We start from the raw sequence: 23,216 nt of genomic DNA, 5'->3' as shown, positions 1-23,216 counted from the left end.
CAGAAGGCGTATTCCCGTCAAAAATATCACGGCAAATAATAACAATCTTAATTCTTTTCGCAAAGTTTCTCGCTGATTTCAGTTTTCGTCTTGCTGGTCACCAATTTCATTTCTGACTCTGAAAGGCAGTCGCTTCCGGGTTGCCGCCGGATTTGAGATAAGCCAGCAGATCAAGAATTTCTTCTTGTGTAAGCACATTGATCAGATTGGCAGGCATCGGTGATGTTTTCGAGAGCACCGCCTCTTCAATGTCTTTGCGAAGCACGGGAACTGTTGTTTGTTTTAAGGGATCAGTTTCCACTGTAATTGTGGTGCGGCTGACTCCGACAGGCCTCCCGGTCACCACTTTACCATTGGTCAGCACATAAACGGTATAAAGGTATTTGGAGTCCATGACTTTGGAAGGAGCAATGATTGATTCCAGAATCGCACGCGCATCAAAACGCTTACCGACGTTGGTCAGATCAGGGCCAATCTGTGCGCCCGTGGAACCGATACGATGGCACTTGAGACAATTGGCCGCTAATAATGCCTGTCGTGCACTTTTATAGGATCGGTTCGATGCGACAGAAGTGAGATGAGGTTCGAGATCGCTTAAGGTCCACTCCTGGACCACCGGCCGCGCCGGTACTGTTTCGAGTTCAACCAACGGTTTATCAAGCGCAGCGATTTCTTTACTGAATTTCTGACGTTCCTGCTCACTTAAGATTGCGATAAAGTCAGTTCGAATATCGCGAATTCGTTCGGTGATCTGTTTACCCCCGCTGAAGGTACGCGCATGTCCCAACCACTTAAGAAAATGACGTTGTCGATCTTCATTCCAGCCCTGTTTCGCAAAGGTCAGTGTTCGCGCTGCGCGTATCTGTTCTTCCTGCGTCGAAGTATCTGATAATAAGCTGATCGATTTAGTAACAATATCCGTATCTTGTAAATAAACAAGTAATTCCCCAAGCAGGTGGTTCACACTACTTGTGGGATGAGGATAAAGGGAACTCAGTCGGCGATTAACGGCGGTCGCTTGTGTGGTATCAGGTCGTCCCAGTCTGATAAAACAGAGTTGGTAGACACGCAGCAAACCAAGCAATTGCGATTGTTTCAACTTTTTCAAATCGATTCGATTGAGCGCTCCCAGAACACCATCACGGTCGGTTGAATCACCTTGCCGACACAAAGCGATCAGACCGTCAATGGCAGCAGTAGGCTGTGACTCTGCCAGAGCCCGTTTGCGCCACTGGGAAACATCCTGGTTTTCAATCGCACGCCGGGCAGCAAAACGAAGCCAGCGATCTTCACTATTGAGATGCTTCCAGAGATCATCAATGTTCGCATTCTGTTGAACATGAAACACTTCCAGCTCCCGTCTTAACTTTCGCGCAGTCCGTGATTGTGCTTTGACCTGATCGCTAATTGGAGGTGTCCCTGATTGACTTTTTTGATTCATCTTGGGAGTGACGCGATATAAGCCCGATTGGGAACCACGTCCTCCGGTAATGAAGTACAACGCACCATCGGGACCAAATTGCATGTCACACACATTGAGTGGCCCCCCTTCCAGAAAAACTTCATATTTGCAGGTATAACTTGCTCCCGAGGGAATCAGATCGACCAGCAGGATACGACCATTTTGCCAGTCAGCAATAAACAGGGCATTTTTAAATCGAGCGGGAAAATTGCTTTTCGTTCCAAAAATCATTCCCGTTGGTGAGCCCAAGGCAGTATCCAGCGTCGTGGGGAGACTGTCGGCAAAATAGTCTGGCCATTTCCCGGTTCCCCAACGCCAACCATATTCACCACCTGACACAACATGATTGACACGAGTCGGTCGATACCAGGGCTGACCGACATCCCATTCCATGTCGGCATCGTAGGTAAACATCTCCCCTTCCTTGTTGAAAGCCAGATCAACCTGATTGCGAAATCCACCTGCAAGAACATCCCATTGTTTCCCATCGGCATCGGTTCGTAAAATATAGCCGACACGATTATCCTGACCGGCATCATGGGGGTTGGGCAGCAAGTGGTCATTGCGCGGATCGCGATAAGGTGAATTTGGCGACGTTCCCTCCGGGAAAGAGACATCGTTACCGACAACGATATAGATCATATTATCGGGGCCGAGCACAATCTGGTTACAGCCATGACCGAAGCGACTGCGATAGTCCAGCTTTTTTAACAGAGTTTTTTGATCAAATTGATCATCGCCTGTCGTGTCCTGTAAACGATAAAATCCTTTTCCATTGGTAACGCTGACATACAGGCTGTTGTGCGCATACAGTACTCCACGACAGTGTTTGAACGTGTTTTCAATCTTTTCGAATTTTACTTTGGACGGATCGTGATTGAGTGTGAGTCGCCCCACTCCAACATCGTCGAGTCCCAGGATCAGCCGTCCCCGGTCATCGAAGGTCATACTAATCCAGGAGCTTTCGTCTTTACCGGCAGAACGCAACAGTTCCACCTGAAATCCTGGCTGAACACGAATCGAACTCACGAGGGTCGCAGCCGGCTCCGCAGAGATAGCTAAATTGGAGAACCCGGAAAGGAGTAACAGACAAATCAGAGCGATCCAGGTCATGATTCTCATAATTGTGTTCCCAAGTTGCTTTGTAGAATACCATCAAGGAGACGCATGAAAGGGGTTAGATTTTAACCACACATTAAAGAAATACATGCTGTCAATCTTGCTGTAATTTCAAAATGGCAAAAACGGGTAAATGATCTGATGCCATTGGCTCGGCAATGACTTCCGATTTGATCATTTGGAATCGGGATGCTGGCCGGTAGAAGATATAATCAATACGAGATCTGGGTTTGGTTGCGGGAGCGCTCGGTGCGGCAGCTTTGTCAATGGCATTGGTCCACTGCTTCAGCAAGATTTTGATCGGTTCCGAGTCAGGGGTGGCATTCATATCGCCAGCCAGTATCGTAGGGATCTCATTATTGACAGCAAAATGTTTGTTGATCGCTTTTGCTTCCGCAACTCGATCTTCAGGCACATTGTGTTGAAAGTGTGTGCTGATAAACCGTAATGGCTCTCCATTGGGGCCGCGCACGGTAACGGCAATGGCTCCTCGTGGGTAAGTCACCCGTTCTTTGGTACTTTCGGTATAAGGCAATGGTTGAATCATCACATTGAGAATTGGCAATCGAGTCAGAACGGCGTTCCCGAACAGCCCCCCTTCATAATGTTGTGTGGGTCCAAAGCGTACCGCCATGCCTGTCAGTTCAGCCAACCGTTGCGCTTCGTGAACGCGACCAGACCGCTTGACCCCCACATCAACTTCCTGTAAAGCGACTAAATCCGGCTTGGTACGTTTGATCGCTTTCGCCAATCGCTCTACATCGTACTTCCCATCATTTCCCTGACCATAGTGAATGTTGTAACACAAAATCCGCAATGTATCAGTCTTCTCTGCACCATAAACGTCTAGAGACGAGATGCAGAGAATTGAAAACACGGAACATATTACAGTATGAAAAATAATGTTGGGATTGATCAGGCGATGTTTCGGCATAATGGCAGGCTCCTGGAGGAATGAATCATCATATTGGGGATACGGTTTTCATATGGAAAAGAAATCAGAGTGCTAAGCTCCATTCTTTACTATGAAAGAACAAATGCACAACGTCAATACCTGGCAAGAGATTAACTAAAATCTTCTGTTTGCTTACTGTTTCACTTAGCAATTACGTTCCAAAATCCTTTAAGTAAAAAACTCCCGGGCAAGACTAGTGAACGAGCCGGTTATCTGAACGAACCATATCAAGATTTTATCAATCCAGCGGTTCGGTCACTTTTCACTTTACGGTCATGGAATCTTAATAATCCGTGTGTAAGATTCCGCCAACATCGAGGAGCGAATCAGAACTTCCTCTCGATATTTGGTCAGACAAGACCCACCCCGGCATCAAAGTGCCTTGAAATGCTGAAACAATTTATCTTTATTTTTCACTTTTGAGGAGAAAGTTGATGCTTCTTCACTTTTCGCGTATCGCCGGTGCGCGTATCAACAAATCGTTACATCGTCGCGGTTTTACGCTAATTGAATTACTGGTCGTCATTGCGATTATCGCAATTCTCATTGCTTTATTACTTCCCGCTGTCCAACAGGCACGTGAAGCCGCCCGCCGCAGTAGCTGCAAAAATAATATGAAACAGCTTGGTTTGGCACTCCAAAATTACCATGACACACATCGCGTATTTCCTCCAGGTGGAATCATTGGCCCCTGTGGAGGAAATCCTCCAACGAATCTCACTGGACTGCAAGAGTGCAGTGGTGGGCAAAGCCTCGGGGGAAATTGGTTGCTCTTCATTTTGCCACAAATGGAACAAGGCGCGCTTTGGGATAAAGCAGCTCCCATTTTAAGTGCAAGAGATCCATTAGATTATATGAACAACATTTTTGGTCATTTCTCTCCCGTCGCGTATCGTTGTCCCAGCCACCCCTGGGATCGTCGTAGTAATGTTGCTTTCCGTTCCATCGAACATATGTCTCGTGGAAACTACGCTGCAAACTATGGTTCTGGAGATCTAACAGCTTCTTATGTCCAGGCAACAGCGGGCGTATTTACCATTAATTCTTCCACGAGTATCAGAGATATCACAGATGGGACGACGAACACTTTGCTGGTAGGCGAAGTGAACTACATCAATGACGTCACTGCTGATGCGCGAGGCGCCTGGGTTTATTCCGGCATGGGGGGCTCTGCTTTCAGTACAGCTCGAAACCCCAATAGTGTGGATGCCGATATTCTATCGAGATGTACCAATACTACAGAAATGCCTTGTACTGAAGCGAATGACGGAACTCAGATCGCAGCCATGCGAAGTCTGCATACCGGTGGTGCGCAGGTCTGTCTCGTCGATGGTTCCTGTCGATTCATTTCGGAAAATATCAGCCAGACGATTTTGGAGGCACTGGGAACACGTGCCGGTCGTGAAGTGATTGGCGATTGGTAAATTCCAATTCAGCTTAGCAACCACCTGATTCTTTTCTTTCATTTGAAACCGGGGAATGAATGCAAAATTCATTCCTCGGTATTTCTGATATTACCAGCTTTCTGGAGATCCTTTTGATGAAAAATGTATTGCGATTAATGGCTTGTCTTCTCTGTATGACAATCTCAATGGCAGGTTGCTCAAGTGAGCAGGAAGAGGGTGTCACCGGTGACACCACCCCCACACCAGAATACACAGACCCCTGAAATCATAGGTATACTAGAGCGCACAACACCAAATACAGGCGTTTGGGTTTTGCAGATGCCGTCATGATCATACAATACTCAAGTTGATTAATTTGGTTTACTAACTTGCAAACAAGGGAAGATAAATGCGTCTACGACCATTGCTGAAATTGCTTTTGAGCTTACTTTTTATCGTTTCTCATCATGAGAGTGGGCAGGCAGATACAAAAAAGGACGGACAACAGACTGCAACCGGTTATGTATTTTATGATGCTAACCACAATCGGAAACGAGATGCGGGAGAACAGGTCTTACCTTGTGTTCGCGTTTCCAATGGTCGCGATATCGTGTGTACTGACGAAAATGGCCAATATCAACTCCCTGTCACTGATGATACGATTCTGTTCGTAATCAAGCCACAAGGCTGGCGGACTCCACTCAGTAAGAACCTGACACCCGAGTTTTATTATATTCATAAACCAAAAGGATCACCCAAATCGAAATACGCGGGTGTGAAGCCTACTGGCCCACTTCCCGCTTCGGTAGACTTCCCGCTTTACCCTCAAAAAGAACCTGCTCAGTTTCGGGCGCTGTTCTTTGGAGATCCACAGCCACGGAACCAGAAGGAAATTGATTATATCGCGCATGACGTGTTGGAAGAGTTGGTAGGAACCGACGCGTCATTTGGTGTGACTCTGGGTGATATTTTATTTGATGACCTTTCCCTGTTTGAATCCCAGGCACGAGGTATCGCTCTGTTGGGAATTCCCTGGTACAACGTTATCGGCAACCATGATATCAACTACGATGCGCCCAATGATAAATTGAGCGATGAAACATTTGAACGCGCCTTTGGCCCCGCTTACTACTCGTTCGACTATGGACAAGTGCATTTTCTGGTACTCGATGATATTGAATGGATTGTTTCTGAAAAAGGAAAGAAAGGAAAATATCAAGGCGGCTTTGGTAAAGAACAAATGGAGTTTATCAAGAATGATTTGAAACAGATTCCCGAAGATCAACTCGTTGTGTTAATGATGCACATTCCCCTGGTGGACGTAAAAGATCGCCAGGAACTTTATCGTTTAATTGAAAAACGTCCCTTCTGCATGTCCATTTCCGGGCACACGCATCATCATGAGCACCGCTTTATTACCAAAGCGGATGGCTGGCGGGGTCCCAAGCCACATCATCACGTCATCAATGTCACCGTCAGTGGTAGCTGGTGGTCTGGTGCACCTGACGAGCGAGGAATTCCCCACACTATGATGGCCGACGGTGCTCCCAATGGTTATTCCATTATCAGTTTCGACGGCAAAGATTATAACGTTGATTTCCGCGCCGCAGGTCGGCCAACTGACTATCAGATGAATATCTTGGCTCCCGAAGAGGTTGCTACAGATCAGTTGGCTAATACTGATATCTATGTAAATGTCTTCAATGGATCTGAAAAATCAAAAGTGGAAATGCTGATTGGAAATAGTGGCACCTGGATTCCAATGCACCACAAAGCGGAAATCGATCCCAGCTTCAAAAAATTGTCTGAGACAGAAAATGCCATCAAAGACAAAAAATGGCGTGATCTACCTAAGCCCAAAAAATCAACACACCTCTGGCATGCCAAGTTACCTGAAGGAGTGAAACCGGGAACCCATCTGCTACGAGTTCGTACCGTCGAAATGGACGGAGATAAACATCAAAGCGGCCGGGTGATTCGCGTGATTCCCGCCAAACAGGCACAGAAGACTGCCTCGACGGAAAAATAATTCAGAAAAATGACGGCAAAACAAAAGGGGTAACGTGATCTCAGTTCACGTTACCCCTGTTTTCTTTTCAATTTTGTGAATGCCATTCGACTGAAAACGATTCAACAACTCGAAATGGTCATCTTTCGGAAATCAGTACTTTGTTCACTTTCTTATGACATGAAATACAGGTCATCGTCAAATGCAGGTAACTAAGCGATGCTCCATCCAGGTTTTTCTCCTTCGCAAACTTGATCACCTGGCGCGCCGCTGAGCGGAATTCATCACTTTGTTGTGCAAAGATAGGGCCTTCGATCACCTGCCAATCGGTGGCGTTACTCATTTTGATCATCTTTTTTGCCCCCTTCTGCATCAGATCATAATCTTCGATCATCAGTCCTTCCAAGACCTCTTGAGAACTAGTCAGTTTCTCACGCATGAATTTGTTGAGTCGTTCTTCGGCTTCTTCATCTTTCGATTGCAGTTTATTTTTATCCTTCGAATCATCTACAGCATGTAAAAGTTGAGAATCGCGCGGATCGGCTCCTAAACCGAGAAGAAGAGAACCACAAAGAAACAGGTATAAAAGCTTTCGCATCAGATTGTCCTTAACAATGGCGGGTGACAGCAGAATCCAAGTCTCAGATTCTAACAAGGTTATCATTCGCAATCATTGTAAGGGAACGACACCATGGGTCAATCAGGGAATCCCCCATGCTGTGTGAGCTGAATTTTCCCCGCTCAGATGTCTCACTCTGGCAATTTAATTTCAACGGGGAGCATGGAAAGCTTTTTGTTCTCAGGAATGAAATAGGGAATGGCTTCGGCCATCAACCTGTTTTGCAAGCCTTCAAACATTTGTTTACGGGCTTCTTCCGCCGTTGCATCTCTTAAGATGAGAAAGCGGGGATTGACCAGAGCTTGTTTCGACCAGAGAGTTTTTTTTGCTGGCTGATCAATCCAGGAAAGCTTAAAAACCGCTGCTGTTGACTGAATCGATTTCCCGGTAGCAATTCGCCCCAGAGGATTCTTGGCTGTGGGCGCACCTCGTTTGGAAAGCTGTAATTTGTTCCCTTCTTGTTCCTGATATTCGAGTTTGAAGACTAGGGGCTGATCTGGCATAATTTTGAAACCATCTGCTTCTAATCGTTTTTGTATCACATCAGTTAATATCGATTTTACTTCATCAGCATTACCAAATTTTAACTCACCAATGTTGACATTAATGCTGATTTCCTGCCCCGCTCCCAAGATAGCATCACTTTTACTTTCATAAGCGGAGAGGCTGTCTGAAATTTTCTGCTCAGGAATCGGAACGGCGACGAGCCTCGGCTCTCGATTTTTAATGTAGCGACCATTTTCGTCTTTAAGTGCAGTTGCAGTCGACGCGATCAAATAATGTGGTGTCAGAAATACTTCATCTCGTATGGTTACATTAGGAACGGGCTTAAGAGTCCAGATTAATTGCCTTCGTTGACGATCCACATACCAAGCCCCATAAAGTAGCCATCCAGCACCATCGGGATTCCAGACAAAATCAGATCCCACATACCCAGGTTCGCGCAAAGCTTGACTCAAACTTCCTGAAATTTGAAATCCTTTGTTTGATTTTCCAGAACTCAATTCGACAATCCAGATTGTCGTCGAATTTGAACCGGACACAAGCAAGCCTAGTTCTTTACCATCTGCAGAAAAATCGAGATCAGCAATATTGTAATAGTCTTCATCAGAGTTCAGAAAATCCTTTAATTTAGTCTCATAAATTAAGTCGAGTGAACCCAAATCATATACATATAAATCTGAGTATGAGTGTGCAATCAGGTATTTGCCACCCGGACTAATTTTATAACTTGAATTAATGAGATGAAGTGATTCAATCTCTCTTTCTTTTATCAATTTTCCTGTAGTAAGATCCCAAAGTTTTAGAAACGCGTGATATTTTCCATCGACCTTTTCATTCGTTTTTGAAATAGCGCGTGTGGGACTACAAATGTTATATTCTTCGATTGTGGAACCTTTAGGGCCAGCATCCCACTCAGCTTTTAACTTGTCATTCATCACATCCCAACATTCCAGTCTTGGGATAAGTTCTTTGTAATTCTGAAATGCCAGTAAGAGATATTTTCCATCTTCACTTAACTTGGCTTTTCCTTTGTAAGAAATCGAACTTCGTTTAATATCAATTGACAACTCGTTTACTTTTTTTTCTGTTACCAGATTCCAGACGTCAAGATGTGTTGCACGATTGACATCGTACCACTGTCCCATATAAGGACTGACTGAGTGCGGATGAATTCGATCATTAGTACTGTGATCCAAATCGATTGATATCTGTGACACCTCTGGCCATTTTGGAACAGTGCGAGGAGGATCAATCAGTGAGACCCATTCTTGACTGGTAGGCCTACTGCTTTTGTTTGCGACCTTGTCAGGAGACTGCGTTTCGCCGATCGCAGCAATTGACGCTTTCTGTTTCGCTTTCAACTCCTTAATTCGTGCGAGAGTTGTTTTCATTTTGTCCAGAATCGGCTGCCTTTCCTCTTTCGAAGTTGCCTTCTTGACCGCTTCTGAATACTCCTTCATTTTTGCTCTTAATTGTTTCAATTCTTGACTTATGTTGACTAATTCATGCTGAGCAGCCTCATTATTTTTATCACCAAACAGGCCACCTACGAATGTATAAGCAACAAAGAACGCAATCCCAAACGCACACACGCCTGCTATGATCGTGATCGGATTATTCGAATTCCCCGAGCTTTTCTTTTTTGATGCGCCGGTCGGTTTCTTTTTACGTGTAGGACGAACTGGTTCTTCGAAGTCTTCATACAGATCGTCTTCGAAATCGTCATCTCCCGCAGGCACACGCATTTTGGAACCGCACGACTTACATTTCAGTACCTGTCCGGCTCGGTCATCGCGTACTTTATATTCCTGGAAACATGTTTCACATTCGAATTTAATCATCGTCAAAGCCTTAAGCATTTTTTATGATCGATTTGATTTCGTAGATATCAGAACTCATTCGAAATCATGCAGTACTTAAGCTATAATCGCAAGCAGAAAATTCAATTTCCTAAGAGAACATAAAAAAACGATTCCTGAGGGAATCGTGATTTCTTTTTTAATGAACAAATCAGGAAAACATCAATGTGTGATCGTATATTTAATCCTGCAACGATTCTGGTACTGTTTTCGATCGTTTTAAACCATGGCATGTCGTCATCGCTGGAAGCAGCAGAGCGACAGCCCGGAGATCGCCCGAATTTAATCGTGATCATGGTGGATGACATGGGCTATGCCGGCGTGAGTTGTTTTGGAAATCCCTATTTCAAGACCCCGGAAATTGATCGACTGGCAAACGAAGGACTAAAGCTGACCGACTTCCATTCTTCGGGTACCGTTTGCTCACCCACACGCGCGGGATTATTGACGGGTCGCTATCAACAGCGGGCGGGAATTGAAGCCGTCATTCATCCGGTCAGCAATCATCCTGAACATCGCAAAGGCTTGCGCAAAATCGAGAACACATTTGCGGAACAATTAAAACAAGCCGGCTACCGAACAGGTTTAATTGGCAAGTGGCACCAGGGGTATCCTCATAACACGTCCGAGTTTCATCCGGATCATCATGGCTTTGATACCTTCATCGGCTACCATAGCGGGAACATCGATTTCATCAGCCATGTCGGCGATCATGTCAAGCATGACTGGTGGCACGGACGAACTGAAACGCACGAAACTGGTTACTCGACTCATTTGATTAATCGGTATGCCCTTCAATTCATCAAGGACAATCGAGAACAACCCTTCTGTTTGTATGTCGCACATGAAGCCATTCACAATCCGGTTCAAGTCCCCGGCGACCCTGTCCGACGTAGCGAAGCAGAGGGATGGAAACGTTGGAAACCAGCCAACAAAGCAGAACGAATTGAAAAGTACAAAGGCATGACACTTCCCATCGATGTTGGTGTCGGGCAGATTCGCCAAACGCTTGTGGACTTGAGACTCGACCAAAACACGTTCGTTTTATTCTTCTCTGACAACGGTCCTGCACGAGACTTTCCCAGCGGTAGCCCCCAATGGCGAGGGGGTAAAGGATCGGTCTACGAAGGCGGACACCGTGTGCCAGCCATTGCCTGGTGGCCGGGGAAAATCAAAGCGGGAACGTCTTCCAATACACCCGCCATCAGTATTGATGTGATGCCCACCCTGCTCTCATTGGCAAAAGTGAAAATGCCAGAGGAGCGTCCTTTGGACGGTGTTGATCTCTCACCGGTCTTATTAAAACAACAGGCTGTTGCCAAACGCCCCCTGTTCTGGGCTTCGCTTTCCAATAATGGGAGACGATCCGAGGCGATGCGTCATGGTCCGTGGAAACTGGTAGTCCAGCATCCCAAAGCAAAACCGGGGACGTTTGAAAACGAAAAGATCGAACTCTATCGGCTCGACCTGGATCCAGGCGAACAAAAAAATCGGGTTAAGCAAGAACCAGAACAGGCAGCCGCAATGCTGAAACAATTGAAAGACTGGTACCAGGACACACAGTCGACTGCAACTCCACAACCGGGAGGCTGGCTCTCAAAAGGAACTTAATCTGCAGCGAAGCAGATCCGTCCCCACAAAAAATTTTCTTGGAATTGGGGTTGTAGAGTTTATCGTAAAACGATAAAAACTCGCCGTCTTACAACAAACCCCCTTGGAAAGGAATCCTATTATGACTTCAAAAGATCGAACCAGTACCATTTGTCAGGTGCTCTACTATTTCAGCGTTTTGTCACTCTACGTAGTTCCCTTAATGCTGCTGGGAGTCTGGTTTTATGCCGATCAACTCGTAGCCGGAAATGGAATGATTCCCGACTCGGTGATTCAGCATCCGTTACCCGTGACCACAAAAACGTTTCTGGTCCTGTTAACAGCGATTATGATTTCCCCCGCTTACTGGGGCCTCTTCTCGTTGCGTCGCTTTTTAGCAGCCTGTAGTACAGAAGACTATCTAACGCTGCAAAACAGCCGTGATCTCAAACGATTTGCGTTTGGCTTGATGGGAACCGCCTTGATCTCACCCATTACCGGAGCCGTATTAAGCGTGATTCTGACATTACACAGACCCGCCGGCCAGAAAATGTTAGCCATTAATATCAGTTCGAATCAGATCATTTTAGTTGCCATTGGCGGCTTATTATTCATCCTCGCCAATTTACTCAAGCGGGCCAGTCTGATCGCCGATGAAAACGCGCAAATTGTTTAGTGATGCCAATTGATAGTCATAGGCGATCAATTGTATGATCTCCTCAACAACACTTTTTTTCTCAAGCATTAAGGGCATCATGAAAATTTGCATTACTTTGGATGTCATGCTGGCCAAACGCAAAGTCACTTCGCGTGATCTGGCACGTTATGTGGGAATTACCGAGCAAAATCTTTCTCTGCTGAAATCAGGAAAGGTGAAGGGAATTCGTTTTGGTACTCTGGAAAAAATTTGTGAGTTCCTGAATTGCCAGCCAGGTGATATACTACAATTCGAAACGAGTGAACAAAGAAAGGTGGCCTGAGCAGGAGCAATCGCTTGAAAGTACACGGCGTTCTGGAAACAGCAATTTATGTCGATGATCTACAAGTCGCTGCCGACTTTTATCAACGGTTATTCGATTTTGAAGTGATGGCAGAAGATCGCCGGTTTTGTGCCTTGAATGCGGGTGACCGCAGTGTATTTCTGATCTTTAAACGCGGTGCCAGTCATACCGCAGCCCATCTGGAAGGGGGAATCATTCCCCCTCACGATGGCGCTGGTCCCGTGCATTTTGCCTTCGCCATTGATAAAGATGATTTACCAAACTGGGAACAACGTCTCATTGACGCCGGCGTCGAAATTGAAAGCCGAGTCAACTGGCCCCGCGGCGGGGAAAGCATCTACTTCCGCGATCCCGATAATCACGTGGTCGAACTCGCCACCCCCGGCATCTGGCCCATCTTCTAGCCAGTAAGCTCCGGGGCAAATTCCACGGAACAGGACAAGTGAAGCCTGATCTCAACAGTTTGAATGTCCAACTCGCACATTCAAACTGCACATGCGACCAAAATATCAATGTCGTAAACTGCTGTTTTTAAATGAGTTATACACAGATTCCTCAATTCGGAAACATTTCAACAAAATATGAAAAAAAAGCAGTATATGCGGTAATTTGAGTGACAATACTCAAAGGGGAATCGTGTGAAACCACCTGAGACATTCCCGATGATCTTTCACGGATGATACAAAAATAGCCCGTGAGCCAGAGCCAAAAATCCCCACCTGAAGATTCAAGTTCAACATGAATTGAAATATATATTTATATCGAAACCCATTTTAACTCTGACTGACTTAACTGATCCTTGTCAGAAAGAGTGTATAAAAACGTTTCAAATCAGTGTTCTTCCTGAGTTTAAAACAGTATTGAACACGATAAGGATCTAGATCCATGGCAAGTGTTCCGCAAACAGTGAGTCAAGACGCGAGTGAATTATTCGAGTCGTTATTTACACAGGATCGCTCTCGAATTCTGGGGTATATACTTACGCTTGTTCCCCATCGACCTGATGCGGAAGATATTCTCCAACGTGTCAGCATTACGTTGTGGAATAAATTTGATGAATTTGATCGGGACCGCGATTTTTTTTCGTGGTCGTGCGGCATTGCTTATTTTACAGTATGTAATTTTCGGCGAAAAGAAAACCGTGATCGTCTGCAATTCAGCCAGGATCTGGTTGAGATGATGGCACGCGAGCGAACAGCACACTTGAAGACACAGAGTCGTCGCTTCGAATTTCTTCAGGAATGTATCAAGAAACTCTCTCCCGATGATCAGGAACTGGTGCTCCGCGCTTCTTCTGAAGAAGCAACTATTAATGAATTCGCAGTCCAGGTCGGAAACGCCGCACAAACACTTTACAACCGACTCGGAGGGCTTCGTCGAAGCCTGGCTCGATGCGTGAAACAAAAATTAACGGTCGAAGGGTTGAAGTAAATGGAACCATCAAAATCCCCGAATGAAATCTATGAACTCTTTGATGCCCTCTATTCAAAAGAGATTTCGGCCGAAAAGCATCGGCAACTGCAGCATCAACTTAAAAACGACCCACAGGCCCGGGAAGCCTATTACGATTACCTTGATATCCTCCAGGGGTTGGGCGATCTTTCCCAGGAAGAACAGGATATCATTTCGTTTGGTGAAGTCGTTGGCAAAATTGATGAACCAATAAATTCTATCTCTACTCCGCCAGAAACTCCCTCAAAGAAAACATCACACGCGATTCTCAAATACGTTACCATCATTGCAGCCTCTGGAATTTTAGCGTTAGGAATTGAGTGGTGGGCCCTTGGTCGAACCCCCTGGAATCCTCCCATTTCAAAGCAGGTTGTCGTGGTGCCACAGCAACCTCCCGCCCTGGTGGCAACACTGGTTCGCGCCCGAGACTGCCAGTGGGCTGGTGAACTGCAACCCAAATTTGAAGGCCAACGATTGCTCACACGTGAACTATCCCTTGAACAGGGTGTTGCCGAATTCCGATTTGATAGTGGCGTGCGATTGATCATCGAAGGCCCGACAAAACTCAGTATTGATTCTTCCAATTCAGCCACACTCAAATTAGGTCGGGTCGTACTACATGGCCACGAACTGGCTGAAGAATTTGAGTTGAGTACCCCACGCGCCAATCTCTACGATATCGGTACAGAATATGGGGCCAGCGTGAATAAAAATGGCGATGTAGAAGTCCACGTCTTCCAGGGAGCTGTACGGATTCAACAAAAAGAGGGTGAATCACCAGCGAATGATCGATTCATTATCGAAGCCGGTGCTGCCAAACAAATTGGGCAGGCATCCAATACAGACATTCCTGTCAGACCTGATAGCTTCAAACGAGAGACACACGATCAAGCTCGGAAGAAAGGGTTTGTCAAAGATGAACTGATTGCTTATGAGAGTTTTAATGCAACCGGGGGTCTGGGAAGTAACAAGAAACCAGAATGGCGCAATGGTGGCATGGGCTGGAATGGTAACTGGAGAGTTGGCGTGGATCGAAATTTCCCCGCACAAGGCTCAGTCCTGCCTAAGAAGTCTTTGGAGTTTCCTAGATTCAAAAATGATGCCAGGAATGGCGCATTAAAAATCGGGCTGAACCGATCGGCCTGGCGTTCTCTACAGAAACCAATTCGGCTGGATACGGACGCCATCTATTATCTCAGCTTTTACATCAATAAGTCGAAACAACTTGACGCCTCAGAGACACAATATGGGAGTATTTCATTTCGAACTCTGAACTGGCCTGAAGATGGTCGTAAGTTATTGTTTGGCATGACTTCTTCAAAGTATCCATCACTGATACATAATAGTGAGAGCTATCATGTCTCACCCAGTTTGAGAATCCATAAGAATTATTTTTATGTCGGGAAGATTGTCGCCAGTAAAAACACACCAGATCAGATGTTTTTACGCGTCTACTCGAAGGAAGACTCTGATTATAAACAGGAACCATTGGTTTGGACCTGTGTTTCGAAACCAACCTTCGATAATAGTGTCTTTGATCAAGTCCTGGTCTATGTCGGAGGCAAGGGGGAATATCTCTTCGACGAACTCCGCATTGGCCACACTTGGAATTCGGTAACGAATTTTGAGCACCCTCAGCCACCCCTTAAGAAGGCAGCAAAAAATACGAGAGATTAATCCTTCTCAAAAATAGAAACTTGCTGCGCTTTTCTTTCCAGATCTGAGATAAGCTTGCGCGCTTTCTTCATACCTCTCATGCTCCGCAACACCACTTTGAAATTACAGTTCCCAATAAATCCAGGATTATTGGGATTTTTTCAAAAAAAAGCAGTAACCACATCCATTTTCGGAACAAATCCATCGGGAACCTGATTCAGGCAGATTTTGATCTGTTGATTACGGGAAGCCTGATTCCGCTTTAAGCGAGAAGAACAACCAAAGCACGACCGGTGAGACTCGACTAATTCTCACTATGAAGCTGCGGTGGCTTTTTACATTATATTTTTTCTTAAAAGGAAGCGCCGATGAACAAGTTAACGAACGGTAAAAAAGGATTTACTCTCATTGAGCTACTGGTGGTCATTGCCATTATCGCAATTCTGATCGCACTACTCCTCCCCGCAGTACAACAGGCCAGAGAAGCAGCACGCAGAAGCCAATGTAAAAATAATCTGAAACAAATCGGTCTGGCTCTACACAATTATCATGAAACGCATCGAACTTTTCCCCCGGCATTTATTTACGAAACAGACACCAACAATTGCGCTGGCTCTCCCTGTAATGACCCTTCCTGGGCCTGGAGTGCCATGATTCTTCCCTTCGTTGATCAGGCCCCCGCTTATAACTCAATGGAACCAGGCCCGACCAAACTCAGTCAGGCCATTGGTGATCCTGCAAAACTGGTGGTTCTTCAGAATACGATTCCTGTTTTTCGTTGTCCTTCTGACACAGGAAAAAATCTTTCCGGCCTCACCATTTCCGGAGAACAGACAAGCCGTTCAAACTACCCCGGCGTGAATGGAGAAAGAACTGAGGTCCGCTTAAATGATGGACGAGGTATTTTCGGGGCACGAAACAACAGCGTCAAAATCAGAGACATTACTGATGGCTCGAGCAATACAATCGCAGTCGGAGAACGGGCCAGTAAAATTATTGGAAACACGAATGACAGTTATACCCATTGGGCAGGCGTTCGTGAATCAAATCAAAACGGAAGTGGTTGGCGCGGTGCCTTCGAAGTGACTGGCGTAACGTCATTTCCCATCAATTCAGCCGAGTCCGTTCACTGGCGCTACCGAGGCTGGTTTAGCAGTATGCACCAGGGAGGCGCTCATTTTCTACTTGGAGATGGCGCGATTCGGTTCATTAGTGAGAACATTGACACAACAACGTATAACGATCTTTCCACCATCGACGATGGACGTGTCATTGGCGAATTTTAATTCTGATGTGGCAATGAGAGAGAGGTTGCAACATCAGAACAGCAACCTTTTCTCTCATGAGGCCCTCTGATTAGGAACAGGCTGACGGTCGGCTTAACGAATCAGAAAAAGATATTCCCCATTTTCAAATGTGTTACTCTATCATGAAATCAAAACTTCTTGTTCCATTTCTATCTGTCGTCTTAATACTGAGTTCTGGTTGTGGATCCCAATCCGGCGACATGCCGGAAATCGCCATTGTCAAAGGCTGGGTCAAACTGGATGGCGAACCGGTAAAATCAGCAAGCGTAATATTCCAACCAGAGAAAGGGCGTCCCTCAGTGGGTCACACGGACTACGATGGAAACTTTGAACTGAAATATATCGCCGACAAAAAAGGAGCCGTTCTCGGCAACCACAAAGTTAGCATCAGCACATACAAAGTGGAAGAAATCGTCGAATCAGACGAACGACACGAAGTTCCCGAACGGATTCCCGAAGAATACAATACGCGTACGAATCTCACAGCCAGTGTCGAACCTGGCATTAACGAAATCAACTTCGAGCTCAATTCCAGCAGGAAATAACCAAGGTTCTTTGCGTTGAATTACGGCCTCAACAAAGACTGGTCATTCAGGCTGCGTGGACCTTCCAGCAGCATTCCATTTCAGACATTTTGTCCCAAAAATCATCGTCGTTTTGACACTGTCATCGGAATCGAAAGCCGCGTCAACTGGCCCCGCGGCGGTGAAAGCATCTACTTCCGTAATCCCGATAATCATGTGGTCGAACTGGCAACCCCCGGTATCTGGCCGATTTTTTAAGACCATAGAATCAGTTTGAGTGGGGCGAGGAATGGTATCGACAGTATTTTGTTTTTCTGTTATTTGAAGCCCTCGAATCGCGTTTTTTCAGTTCGAGCCCGATGATTTCAGGGAGGCAATTATGAAGGATTTGTTCGTCGCATTGGTCTGTTTCAATTGTGCAATTTTATCTGTGAGCGCAAATGATAAAATCATAAGCACTTACCAATTGGAACCGTTTGATCAACGTGTCTCGACCGAGCTAGTTGCCTCATTAACTCAATCCTTCGATATAACACACTCGCAAGAAAAAATATTGCGTCATCCTGAGTTGGAAACGGTCTGTGAAATCAAGCAGGCCAAACTACTTTTTCAAGATGAAATTATTCCATTTACGCCTGTTGTGCGAGAGGTCTTTTTTGAAAACCTTGCTTACTACACGGATCCAGCATATATCATGATGAGGAATGAGAGTAATTTTAAAACAATGGAAGACTTTCGATTACTTAATCTGCAATACGGATACAGGCTCAGATAGAGACTTGATTCTCGTAATCAGTTTTCATTGCCTCTAACTGATGGGTTTATTGTGGGTTGCAGTGTTTTCTGTGTGAATGCGGAGTAACAGCAAATTCTGAATGCCCTCGCCTATTTTATTTCTGTAGTATTCAACCGTAGTAAATCAGCGCTGTTATGATGCAGTCTTTGCAATTTAAGAGACCTGATCCATTTAGTTCATTGACTCATTCAGGATGATTTTCAGAAGTCAACGTTTTGCTAGAGGCGACCTTCTGTTTCCAGAATTCACGCGCTTTTTCCTGCCAGACGAGCACTTTACGAAGTTCACGTTCATCCTTCACGTTTGATTTAATACGTTGAATCCGTTCATTGACCCAATCCAGAAAGAACTGGGCTGACTGGCGACTGCCCCGAAATGGTTCAGTCTCTGATTCAATGTACCAAGGAGCCGTGGATGCAAATCGGAATGTGTTTTTTACATCAGTTATCGCTCGGACCAGAAACCAACCAGATTCAGTTACTGTAAAAGCAATTGTTTTCTGCTGCTCTCTCTCGTTAGAATATTCGATCGTTTTTATGACCCGCCCGTTATGGATCACTTCGAGCGCAGGGACTCGATCATTTGAAGTGAGTTTAACGGAAAGCTTGATGGGAGTTCCTTGATCTCCGGACAGTTTCAGAGTTGCTCCCGGTAACTGTTCGTTTGCCGTCACTCGTAACAAGGGACCATTCGTTACGAAACATCTACCGCGTGATAATGAGCCAAACCATGTTTCCCGCGTAAATACCTCAGCGTGCTCGTTGGTCTCCTGTCCCACGCTTTCTTTTTCAGAGTTCTCTCGACCAAGATAAGCATAGACCCGGTTATATCCAACAGGATTTCGCAAAACTCCCGATGCACTCCCCGCGGAAGGGGGAATTCTCATTCCGGAGTTCAAAATGTGATAATAGAGTTCCTGTGTCCAAAATCCATTCCCTCGAACATCGCCAAGTCGCCGTCGATCGCGCGGCTTGCCCCAGGCTTCCATATCCAACATTTCACTTCGACACATGTGATTATTCGCCAGGCCGATTGAATCCATTTGTCCGCTGGCAAGCCACACCGGCACATCCCACCAGAACGGTTTTTCGATATCAATCCAGACATCTTTGTTCTTCTTTTGAGCCTGCTCTGCAAAGAACATCGAGGAAGGTACCTCGCGAGACTTAACTGAGAGATCCAGCGGTTGCTTCAAGCCAAAGTAAAGCAGTGCGCCCCCTTCCCGTTCATCTTCACCAGCCATGATGTTATAAAAACGATGGCCATCGAGCTGAGTCGTTATTTTTTGCGGAACTTTGTTCTTCCGCCAGAAATTTTTATTGTTCCACCAGGTAATGACCGGTGCAAAATCGAGATCTTCCGCGAGTATCAACCGCTCAATCTCATCGACAGGACGATGAACGTGCAAATCGGCAGAGTACCATCCTTCATCGCGTAGCGAAGCAATTCGTTTGAGAGTGACATCGACTGCAGCAACTTTATCAGCAACCACCTTGATGTCACCTGACTTTCGCTCATACTCCGGCCCGCGTTCGATTTCCCAGGTGTATTTACCGGGTGACACATTCATGCGGACCGTTCCAGAACAGACAAAATGGTCGTGCCAGAAAGGCTGCCCCAATGCTTTCTGAGGTTCACCTCGTTCGTTCTTTAAGTGAATACGACACGGCAGTGGTCGTTCATCAATATCCTTCACAGAAATCTGTAACGGCGTTTTACCTTCCGCACTCAAGATGTCCGCAGGATAAGAAATAAAAAGTAAAGCCACGCAGAGAAAACGATTTAAGGCTTGCTGCATAAACAACTTAATGTATGGTAAAGAAAATAGTGGTCTTTCATCATTCATTGAGTCAAATCTCCAAATGTAAGTAGACCAAAGTCCTTCGTTCGATGTTTTCAATACAATTTTTTTAAGGAGAATACAAATCGGATATAGGTCGCGCCTACGCGGCGATTGCTTTGTCGGCTAGTGATAAACAAAATGATTTCATGACAACGGATTTCCCCCCTGCTCTCTGGGTTTAGTAGATATTGGTCTTGCCAGGCAAGGCGACGGGGGCGACTTTCAACGGTCCAAACGTGTATTCAGATGGTGTCAGGTCCTCTTTGGAATTCCAGGCTTCGTCCCAACTCACGCTTTTTCCCGTGTACGAGGCCATGCGGCCCATGATGGCCATCAGCGAACTTTTGGCCGCGTACTCACCATTGCAGATCGGCGAACTGTTCCGAATGCTTTTGAACAGGGCCTCGTGTTCCTGCAGATACGGCAGATCCTTCACGCCATTTCTGGCGCGGCCACGCGCCCGGCTGTATCGCCAGGTTTTCGAGCCGCTGAGCGTGTTCCGATTCAAATCGGCGGTTCCCTTTTCGCCGAACACCAGTTGAGACGTGTTGATGTCGGTGCCATCCTGCTGGCGACAAAAAGCAAAACAGCGTTGACCGCCGCTGTATTCATAACAGATGGCATGATGATCAAAGATGTGGCCGTATAACGGATCGGTGCGCGATTGCCTGCCGCCTAGCCCGAAACATTTAGTGGGATATTCCTCCTGCATGACCCAGGACATCAGGTCGAGTCCATGTACATGCTGCTCCACCAACTGCCCGCCCGAGAGCCAGGTGAAGTAATACCAGTTGCGCAGCTGCCATTCCATGTCACTCCATTCAGGCTTGCGGGGATGTGACCAGAGACCATTAATGTTGTAGTTGGTCTGCAGTGTCACGATCTTTCCGAGTTGACCATCATGGATGCGAGTGAGTGTTTCCTGCATGGCCCTACTGTAGCGCAGCATTAAACCCGACTGGATTGAAAGCTGTTTCTGCCTCGCCAGTCGGCACGTCTCCATCACCGAACGCACACCGGGTGCGTCTACGGCCACCGGCTTTTCGGCAAAGACATGTTTGCCGGCTTCAATCGCACGTTTCAGATGAGCGGGACGAAAGTGCGGGGGCGTGGTCAGCAGCACGACATCGACGTCACTACTGATTAATATTTCAAAAGCATCGAAACCCACGAATTGCTGAGTGGGATCGACGGCATATTGTTTGCCGATCAATTTCTTAATCCGTTCGGCACTTGCTTTCAGTTTGTCTTCAAAGATGTCTGCCATCGCTACGAGTTGTGTATTGGGATCGGCCTGCATGGCATTGATGGCGGCACCGGAACCACGAGACCCGCAACCAATCAAGCCAACGCGCAACGTATCAGCCTTGTTTCCACCACCGGCCCAGACCGCAGGCGCCGCAGCCAGTCCCGCCGCAGTCACCGTACCCAACTCACGCAAAAACGTTCTTCTTGGCACAGAATGGACTTCGTCAGGGGAATGCTTCTCTGTGTGATCGCTCATTTCCATCCTCTCCCGGATTCATAATTGCAACAGAATTTGGCCAGTGTCCAGCATGACAGAGAAAAGACGGTATGTCCAGAACAGACACCTTCTCCAATGATACAGTACGCAGGTTGAAGTACGCTTTCGTTTCCTGTTATCATCTGTCTACTTGTTATTAAGACTCAACACATTACTTCACACCTAAGCGATCTAGCACATGCCCGAATATTTTTATACGGCAACGGACCAGTCCGGTAAACGTGAGACAGAATGTATTCAGGCTGCCTCTGCGCAGGAAGCACTGCACCAGCTGAAGACAGATGAGTATCATGACATTGTGTTGCATACCGACGATATTGCGGCAGCGACCTTAGAATTGATGCCACGAAAAGTATCTACCAAGGGACCAATTTCTCCTGCTGATTTTATCGCACTACGGAACATGAGTAGCGGCGGGGTATTTCTACTTACGTTGAAGAAACTCTACCAACGATTTTTCTGGATTTTTTTGTTTGGTAGTTTTTTCATATTTTTAGTCGATCGCGAATCAGACCGTCTGGTGAGTTCTCTTGTGGTTCTCACAGTGCCATTAATTTTATTTCCCCCCTTGATTGCATTACTGACCACATTATTTACGCCAGCCAGTAAATACAATCGCATTCTGGAAGATTTGTGCTGGGGCCGCTGGAATGAAGCCCTCAAGCGTCTGCCCCAAATCCGCAAGAAATTACCGCCAATGGAATTCGCAAGTCGACAGGCAGCAGCCCTGGCGGGGCTGGGAAAACTAGATGAAGCCCTGGAAGTGATGGAACCCTTTTCTGACGCATCAAAAATACCACACTGGTTGTACCTGACGCGGCTCGCGGAAATGTATGAATCTGCGAATCAGCTCGAACGTTCGCTCGAATGCCGCGTGCAGGCGTATGAAGGAGACCCGGGAAATAGTGCGCTTCAACTGGGTTATGCAAATACACTGTTAAAGCTGGATCAAGATACAGAGCGTGCCCAGGAATTGATTGAAGAAATCGAACAACAGCAACTCAGTGACATACTGGAAACTGTTTTCCCATTAGCCAAAGGGTTGCTTGAATTGAATCGACGCAATTATCAGCGCGCCGTTCAGCAACTGACCGAAGCAGAAAACCGCCTGAAACCATTGGTAAAGAATCAACCCTTCTCCCGCCTCTACACAGACGTCGCCCGCGCCTACACCGCCATCGCCTTAGCCGAACTGGGAGAAACAGAAAAAGCCGAAGCGCTGTATCAATTGGCCCTGCCCCGTCTAAAAGCCCTTAATTCCAAACGTACGATGAAACGATATGAGGTTGCGGTGAAGCGATGAGTCTCCTATTTGATCAGCAAAATCAGACCAAACAAAGTTACTTGTTATTTTCTAATCCAAAACTCATACCACCTTTTCAGTTTTATTGAATTAGCCATCGACTTAATTAGATCTAGAGTCGCTATGCAATCACCGACTGCGGTATGATCACCGCCTTCAAGTTTTTGCCATTTATAGTCCTTATAGTATTCATTCCATTCACCTGCATACTTAGCATACTCTAACATGGCACACTCCCAATTTCCTTTAGGCAGAAATCCTCCTGCTAATTGATAAGTTCGAAAATACATTTTTTTATCGAATTCTGC

Annotated in this window: 20 protein-coding genes and 1 pseudogene (1 of these 21 only partly in view); 14 read left to right on the top strand and 7 right to left on the bottom strand. The window is 46.1% G+C overall.

Annotated elements, in window-relative coordinates; translation table 11 throughout:
• Positions 1-106: 106 nt before the first annotated feature.
• Together V144x_RS07200 and V144x_RS07195 are read right to left on the bottom strand one after the other, a co-directional pair.
• On the bottom strand, positions 107-2,584 hold the full coding sequence (locus V144x_RS07200; protein ID WP_144983496.1) for a c-type cytochrome: 2,478 nt from the start codon (positions 2,582-2,584) through the stop codon (positions 107-109).
• Positions 2,585-2,675: 91 nt separating this feature from the next.
• Positions 2,676-3,515 (bottom strand): endonuclease/exonuclease/phosphatase family protein, encoded by an 840-nt coding sequence (locus tag V144x_RS07195; RefSeq protein ID WP_144983493.1) that lies wholly within the window; start codon positions 3,513-3,515, stop codon positions 2,676-2,678.
• 455 nt (positions 3,516-3,970) lie between these two features.
• Between V144x_RS07195 and V144x_RS07190 the strand changes: the two genes are divergently transcribed.
• From V144x_RS07190 to V144x_RS07180, 3 genes are all read left to right on the top strand, one after another.
• Positions 3,971-4,960: a DUF1559 domain-containing protein gene (locus tag V144x_RS07190; protein WP_144983490.1), complete on the top strand. Its 990-nt coding sequence runs from the start codon at positions 3,971-3,973 to the stop codon at positions 4,958-4,960.
• Between the two features lie 59 nt (positions 4,961-5,019).
• Positions 5,020-5,205 carry a hypothetical protein gene (locus V144x_RS07185; RefSeq protein WP_144983487.1) on the top strand — a complete coding sequence of 62 codons (186 nt, stop codon included), beginning with the start codon at positions 5,020-5,022 and terminating at the stop codon, positions 5,203-5,205.
• Positions 5,206-5,330: 125 nt separating this feature from the next.
• Entirely contained in the window at positions 5,331-6,950 is a 1,620-nt protein-coding gene (locus V144x_RS07180; RefSeq protein ID WP_144983485.1) for a calcineurin-like phosphoesterase C-terminal domain-containing protein, read from the top strand.
• Positions 6,951-7,068: 118 nt separating this feature from the next.
• Here the strand turns inward: V144x_RS07180 and V144x_RS07175 are convergent, their stop codons facing one another.
• Together V144x_RS07175 and V144x_RS07170 are read right to left on the bottom strand one after the other, a co-directional pair.
• Positions 7,069-7,527, bottom strand: coding sequence for a hypothetical protein (locus V144x_RS07175; RefSeq protein ID WP_232102747.1), 459 nt, complete (start codon positions 7,525-7,527; stop codon positions 7,069-7,071).
• A gap of 152 nt (positions 7,528-7,679) precedes the next feature.
• Positions 7,680-9,893 carry a WD40 repeat domain-containing protein gene (locus V144x_RS07170; RefSeq protein WP_144983482.1) on the bottom strand — a complete coding sequence of 738 codons (2,214 nt, stop codon included), beginning with the start codon at positions 9,891-9,893 and terminating at the stop codon, positions 7,680-7,682.
• Positions 9,894-10,076: 183 nt separating this feature from the next.
• On the opposite strand from V144x_RS07170, the gene V144x_RS07165 reads away from it, so the two are divergent.
• The 10 genes and pseudogenes from V144x_RS07165 (at position 10,077) to V144x_RS07120 (ending at position 18,216) form a co-directional block, all read left to right on the top strand.
• On the top strand, positions 10,077-11,522 hold the full coding sequence (locus tag V144x_RS07165; protein ID WP_144983479.1) for a sulfatase-like hydrolase/transferase: 1,446 nt from the start codon (positions 10,077-10,079) through the stop codon (positions 11,520-11,522).
• A gap of 121 nt (positions 11,523-11,643) precedes the next feature.
• A complete protein-coding gene (locus V144x_RS07160) occupies positions 11,644-12,177 on the top strand; it encodes a DUF2975 domain-containing protein (protein WP_144983476.1) in 534 nt (177 codons plus the stop codon).
• Positions 12,178-12,256: 79 nt separating this feature from the next.
• Positions 12,257-12,481: a helix-turn-helix domain-containing protein gene (locus V144x_RS07155; protein WP_144983473.1), complete on the top strand. Its 225-nt coding sequence runs from the start codon at positions 12,257-12,259 to the stop codon at positions 12,479-12,481.
• Between the two features lie 14 nt (positions 12,482-12,495).
• Positions 12,496-12,906 (top strand): VOC family protein, encoded by a 411-nt coding sequence (locus V144x_RS07150; RefSeq protein ID WP_144983470.1) that lies wholly within the window; start codon positions 12,496-12,498, stop codon positions 12,904-12,906.
• Between the two features lie 481 nt (positions 12,907-13,387).
• Positions 13,388-13,933, top strand: coding sequence for a sigma factor (locus V144x_RS07145; protein ID WP_144983467.1), 546 nt, complete (start codon positions 13,388-13,390; stop codon positions 13,931-13,933).
• On the top strand, positions 13,934-15,631 hold the full coding sequence (locus V144x_RS07140) for a FecR domain-containing protein (protein WP_144983464.1): 1,698 nt from the start codon (positions 13,934-13,936) through the stop codon (positions 15,629-15,631).
• Positions 15,632-15,978: 347 nt separating this feature from the next.
• Entirely contained in the window at positions 15,979-16,896 is a 918-nt protein-coding gene (locus tag V144x_RS07135; RefSeq protein WP_144983461.1) for a DUF1559 domain-containing protein, read from the top strand.
• 143 nt (positions 16,897-17,039) lie between these two features.
• Positions 17,040-17,462, top strand: coding sequence for a carboxypeptidase regulatory-like domain-containing protein (locus tag V144x_RS07130; RefSeq protein ID WP_144983458.1), 423 nt, complete (start codon positions 17,040-17,042; stop codon positions 17,460-17,462).
• A gap of 123 nt (positions 17,463-17,585) precedes the next feature.
• Positions 17,586-17,699, top strand: a pseudogene (locus V144x_RS28985) (VOC family protein); the annotation flags it as partial.
• 121 nt (positions 17,700-17,820) lie between these two features.
• Positions 17,821-18,216 (top strand): hypothetical protein, encoded by a 396-nt coding sequence (locus tag V144x_RS07120; protein ID WP_144983455.1) that lies wholly within the window; start codon positions 17,821-17,823, stop codon positions 18,214-18,216.
• Between the two features lie 205 nt (positions 18,217-18,421).
• Here V144x_RS07120 and V144x_RS07115 read toward each other — a convergent pair whose 3' ends face one another.
• Together V144x_RS07115 and V144x_RS07110 are read right to left on the bottom strand one after the other, a co-directional pair.
• On the bottom strand, positions 18,422-20,083 hold the full coding sequence (locus tag V144x_RS07115; protein ID WP_144983452.1) for a CehA/McbA family metallohydrolase: 1,662 nt from the start codon (positions 20,081-20,083) through the stop codon (positions 18,422-18,424).
• Between the two features lie 175 nt (positions 20,084-20,258).
• The gene (locus tag V144x_RS07110) at positions 20,259-21,584 is read right to left on the bottom strand and encodes a Gfo/Idh/MocA family protein (RefSeq protein WP_144983450.1); all 1,326 of its coding nucleotides are present in this window, start codon (positions 21,582-21,584) and stop codon (positions 20,259-20,261) included.
• 199 nt (positions 21,585-21,783) lie between these two features.
• On the opposite strand from V144x_RS07110, the gene V144x_RS07105 reads away from it, so the two are divergent.
• Positions 21,784-22,908 carry a tetratricopeptide repeat protein gene (locus V144x_RS07105; protein WP_144983447.1) on the top strand — a complete coding sequence of 375 codons (1,125 nt, stop codon included), beginning with the start codon at positions 21,784-21,786 and terminating at the stop codon, positions 22,906-22,908.
• Positions 22,909-22,952: 44 nt separating this feature from the next.
• On the opposite strand, the gene V144x_RS07100 is transcribed toward V144x_RS07105, so the two are convergent.
• A protein-coding gene (locus V144x_RS07100) for a 3'-5' exonuclease (protein ID WP_197998802.1) crosses the window boundary here: on the bottom strand, positions 22,953-23,216 show its 3' portion. Its footprint extends 243 nt past the window's final position; only the last 264 of its 507 coding nucleotides appear in the window; its start codon lies beyond the right edge, outside the window — the gene reads right to left on this strand; the stop codon is at positions 22,953-22,955.

The organism is Gimesia aquarii, assembly GCF_007748195.1.
Taxonomy (GTDB): domain Bacteria; phylum Planctomycetota; class Planctomycetia; order Planctomycetales; family Planctomycetaceae; genus Gimesia; species Gimesia aquarii.
Note: the sequence above shows the minus strand (reverse complement) of the source record. Positions and strands in the feature narration are given on the sequence as shown.

Bases quoted from the DNA above. Each gene is read 5' to 3' on its own strand.
- V144x_RS07170 (WP_144983482.1), bottom strand. From the start codon at position 9,893: ATGATTAAATTCGAATGTGAAACATGTTTCCAGGAATATAAAGTACGC.
- V144x_RS07190 (WP_144983490.1), top strand. From the start codon at position 3,971: ATGCTTCTTCACTTTTCGCGTATCGCCGGTGCGCGTATCAACAAATCG.
- V144x_RS07175 (WP_232102747.1), bottom strand. From the start codon at position 7,527: ATGCGAAAGCTTTTATACCTGTTTCTTTGTGGTTCTCTTCTTCTCGGT.
- V144x_RS07160 (WP_144983476.1), top strand. From the start codon at position 11,644: ATGACTTCAAAAGATCGAACCAGTACCATTTGTCAGGTGCTCTACTAT.
- V144x_RS07115 (WP_144983452.1), bottom strand. From the start codon at position 20,083: ATGAATGATGAAAGACCACTATTTTCTTTACCATACATTAAGTTGTTT.
- V144x_RS07200 (WP_144983496.1), bottom strand. From the start codon at position 2,584: ATGAGAATCATGACCTGGATCGCTCTGATTTGTCTGTTACTCCTTTCC.
- V144x_RS07185 (WP_144983487.1), top strand. From the start codon at position 5,020: ATGCAAAATTCATTCCTCGGTATTTCTGATATTACCAGCTTTCTGGAG.
- V144x_RS07120 (WP_144983455.1), top strand. From the start codon at position 17,821: ATGAAGGATTTGTTCGTCGCATTGGTCTGTTTCAATTGTGCAATTTTA.
- V144x_RS07130 (WP_144983458.1), top strand. From the start codon at position 17,040: ATGAAATCAAAACTTCTTGTTCCATTTCTATCTGTCGTCTTAATACTG.
- V144x_RS07195 (WP_144983493.1), bottom strand. From the start codon at position 3,515: ATGCCGAAACATCGCCTGATCAATCCCAACATTATTTTTCATACTGTA.
- V144x_RS07180 (WP_144983485.1), top strand. From the start codon at position 5,331: ATGCGTCTACGACCATTGCTGAAATTGCTTTTGAGCTTACTTTTTATC.
- V144x_RS07135 (WP_144983461.1), top strand. From the start codon at position 15,979: ATGAACAAGTTAACGAACGGTAAAAAAGGATTTACTCTCATTGAGCTA.
- V144x_RS07165 (WP_144983479.1), top strand. From the start codon at position 10,077: ATGTGTGATCGTATATTTAATCCTGCAACGATTCTGGTACTGTTTTCG.
- V144x_RS07110 (WP_144983450.1), bottom strand. From the start codon at position 21,584: ATGAGCGATCACACAGAGAAGCATTCCCCTGACGAAGTCCATTCTGTG.
- V144x_RS07145 (WP_144983467.1), top strand. From the start codon at position 13,388: ATGGCAAGTGTTCCGCAAACAGTGAGTCAAGACGCGAGTGAATTATTC.
- V144x_RS07105 (WP_144983447.1), top strand. From the start codon at position 21,784: ATGCCCGAATATTTTTATACGGCAACGGACCAGTCCGGTAAACGTGAG.
- V144x_RS07140 (WP_144983464.1), top strand. From the start codon at position 13,934: ATGGAACCATCAAAATCCCCGAATGAAATCTATGAACTCTTTGATGCC.
- V144x_RS07155 (WP_144983473.1), top strand. From the start codon at position 12,257: ATGAAAATTTGCATTACTTTGGATGTCATGCTGGCCAAACGCAAAGTC.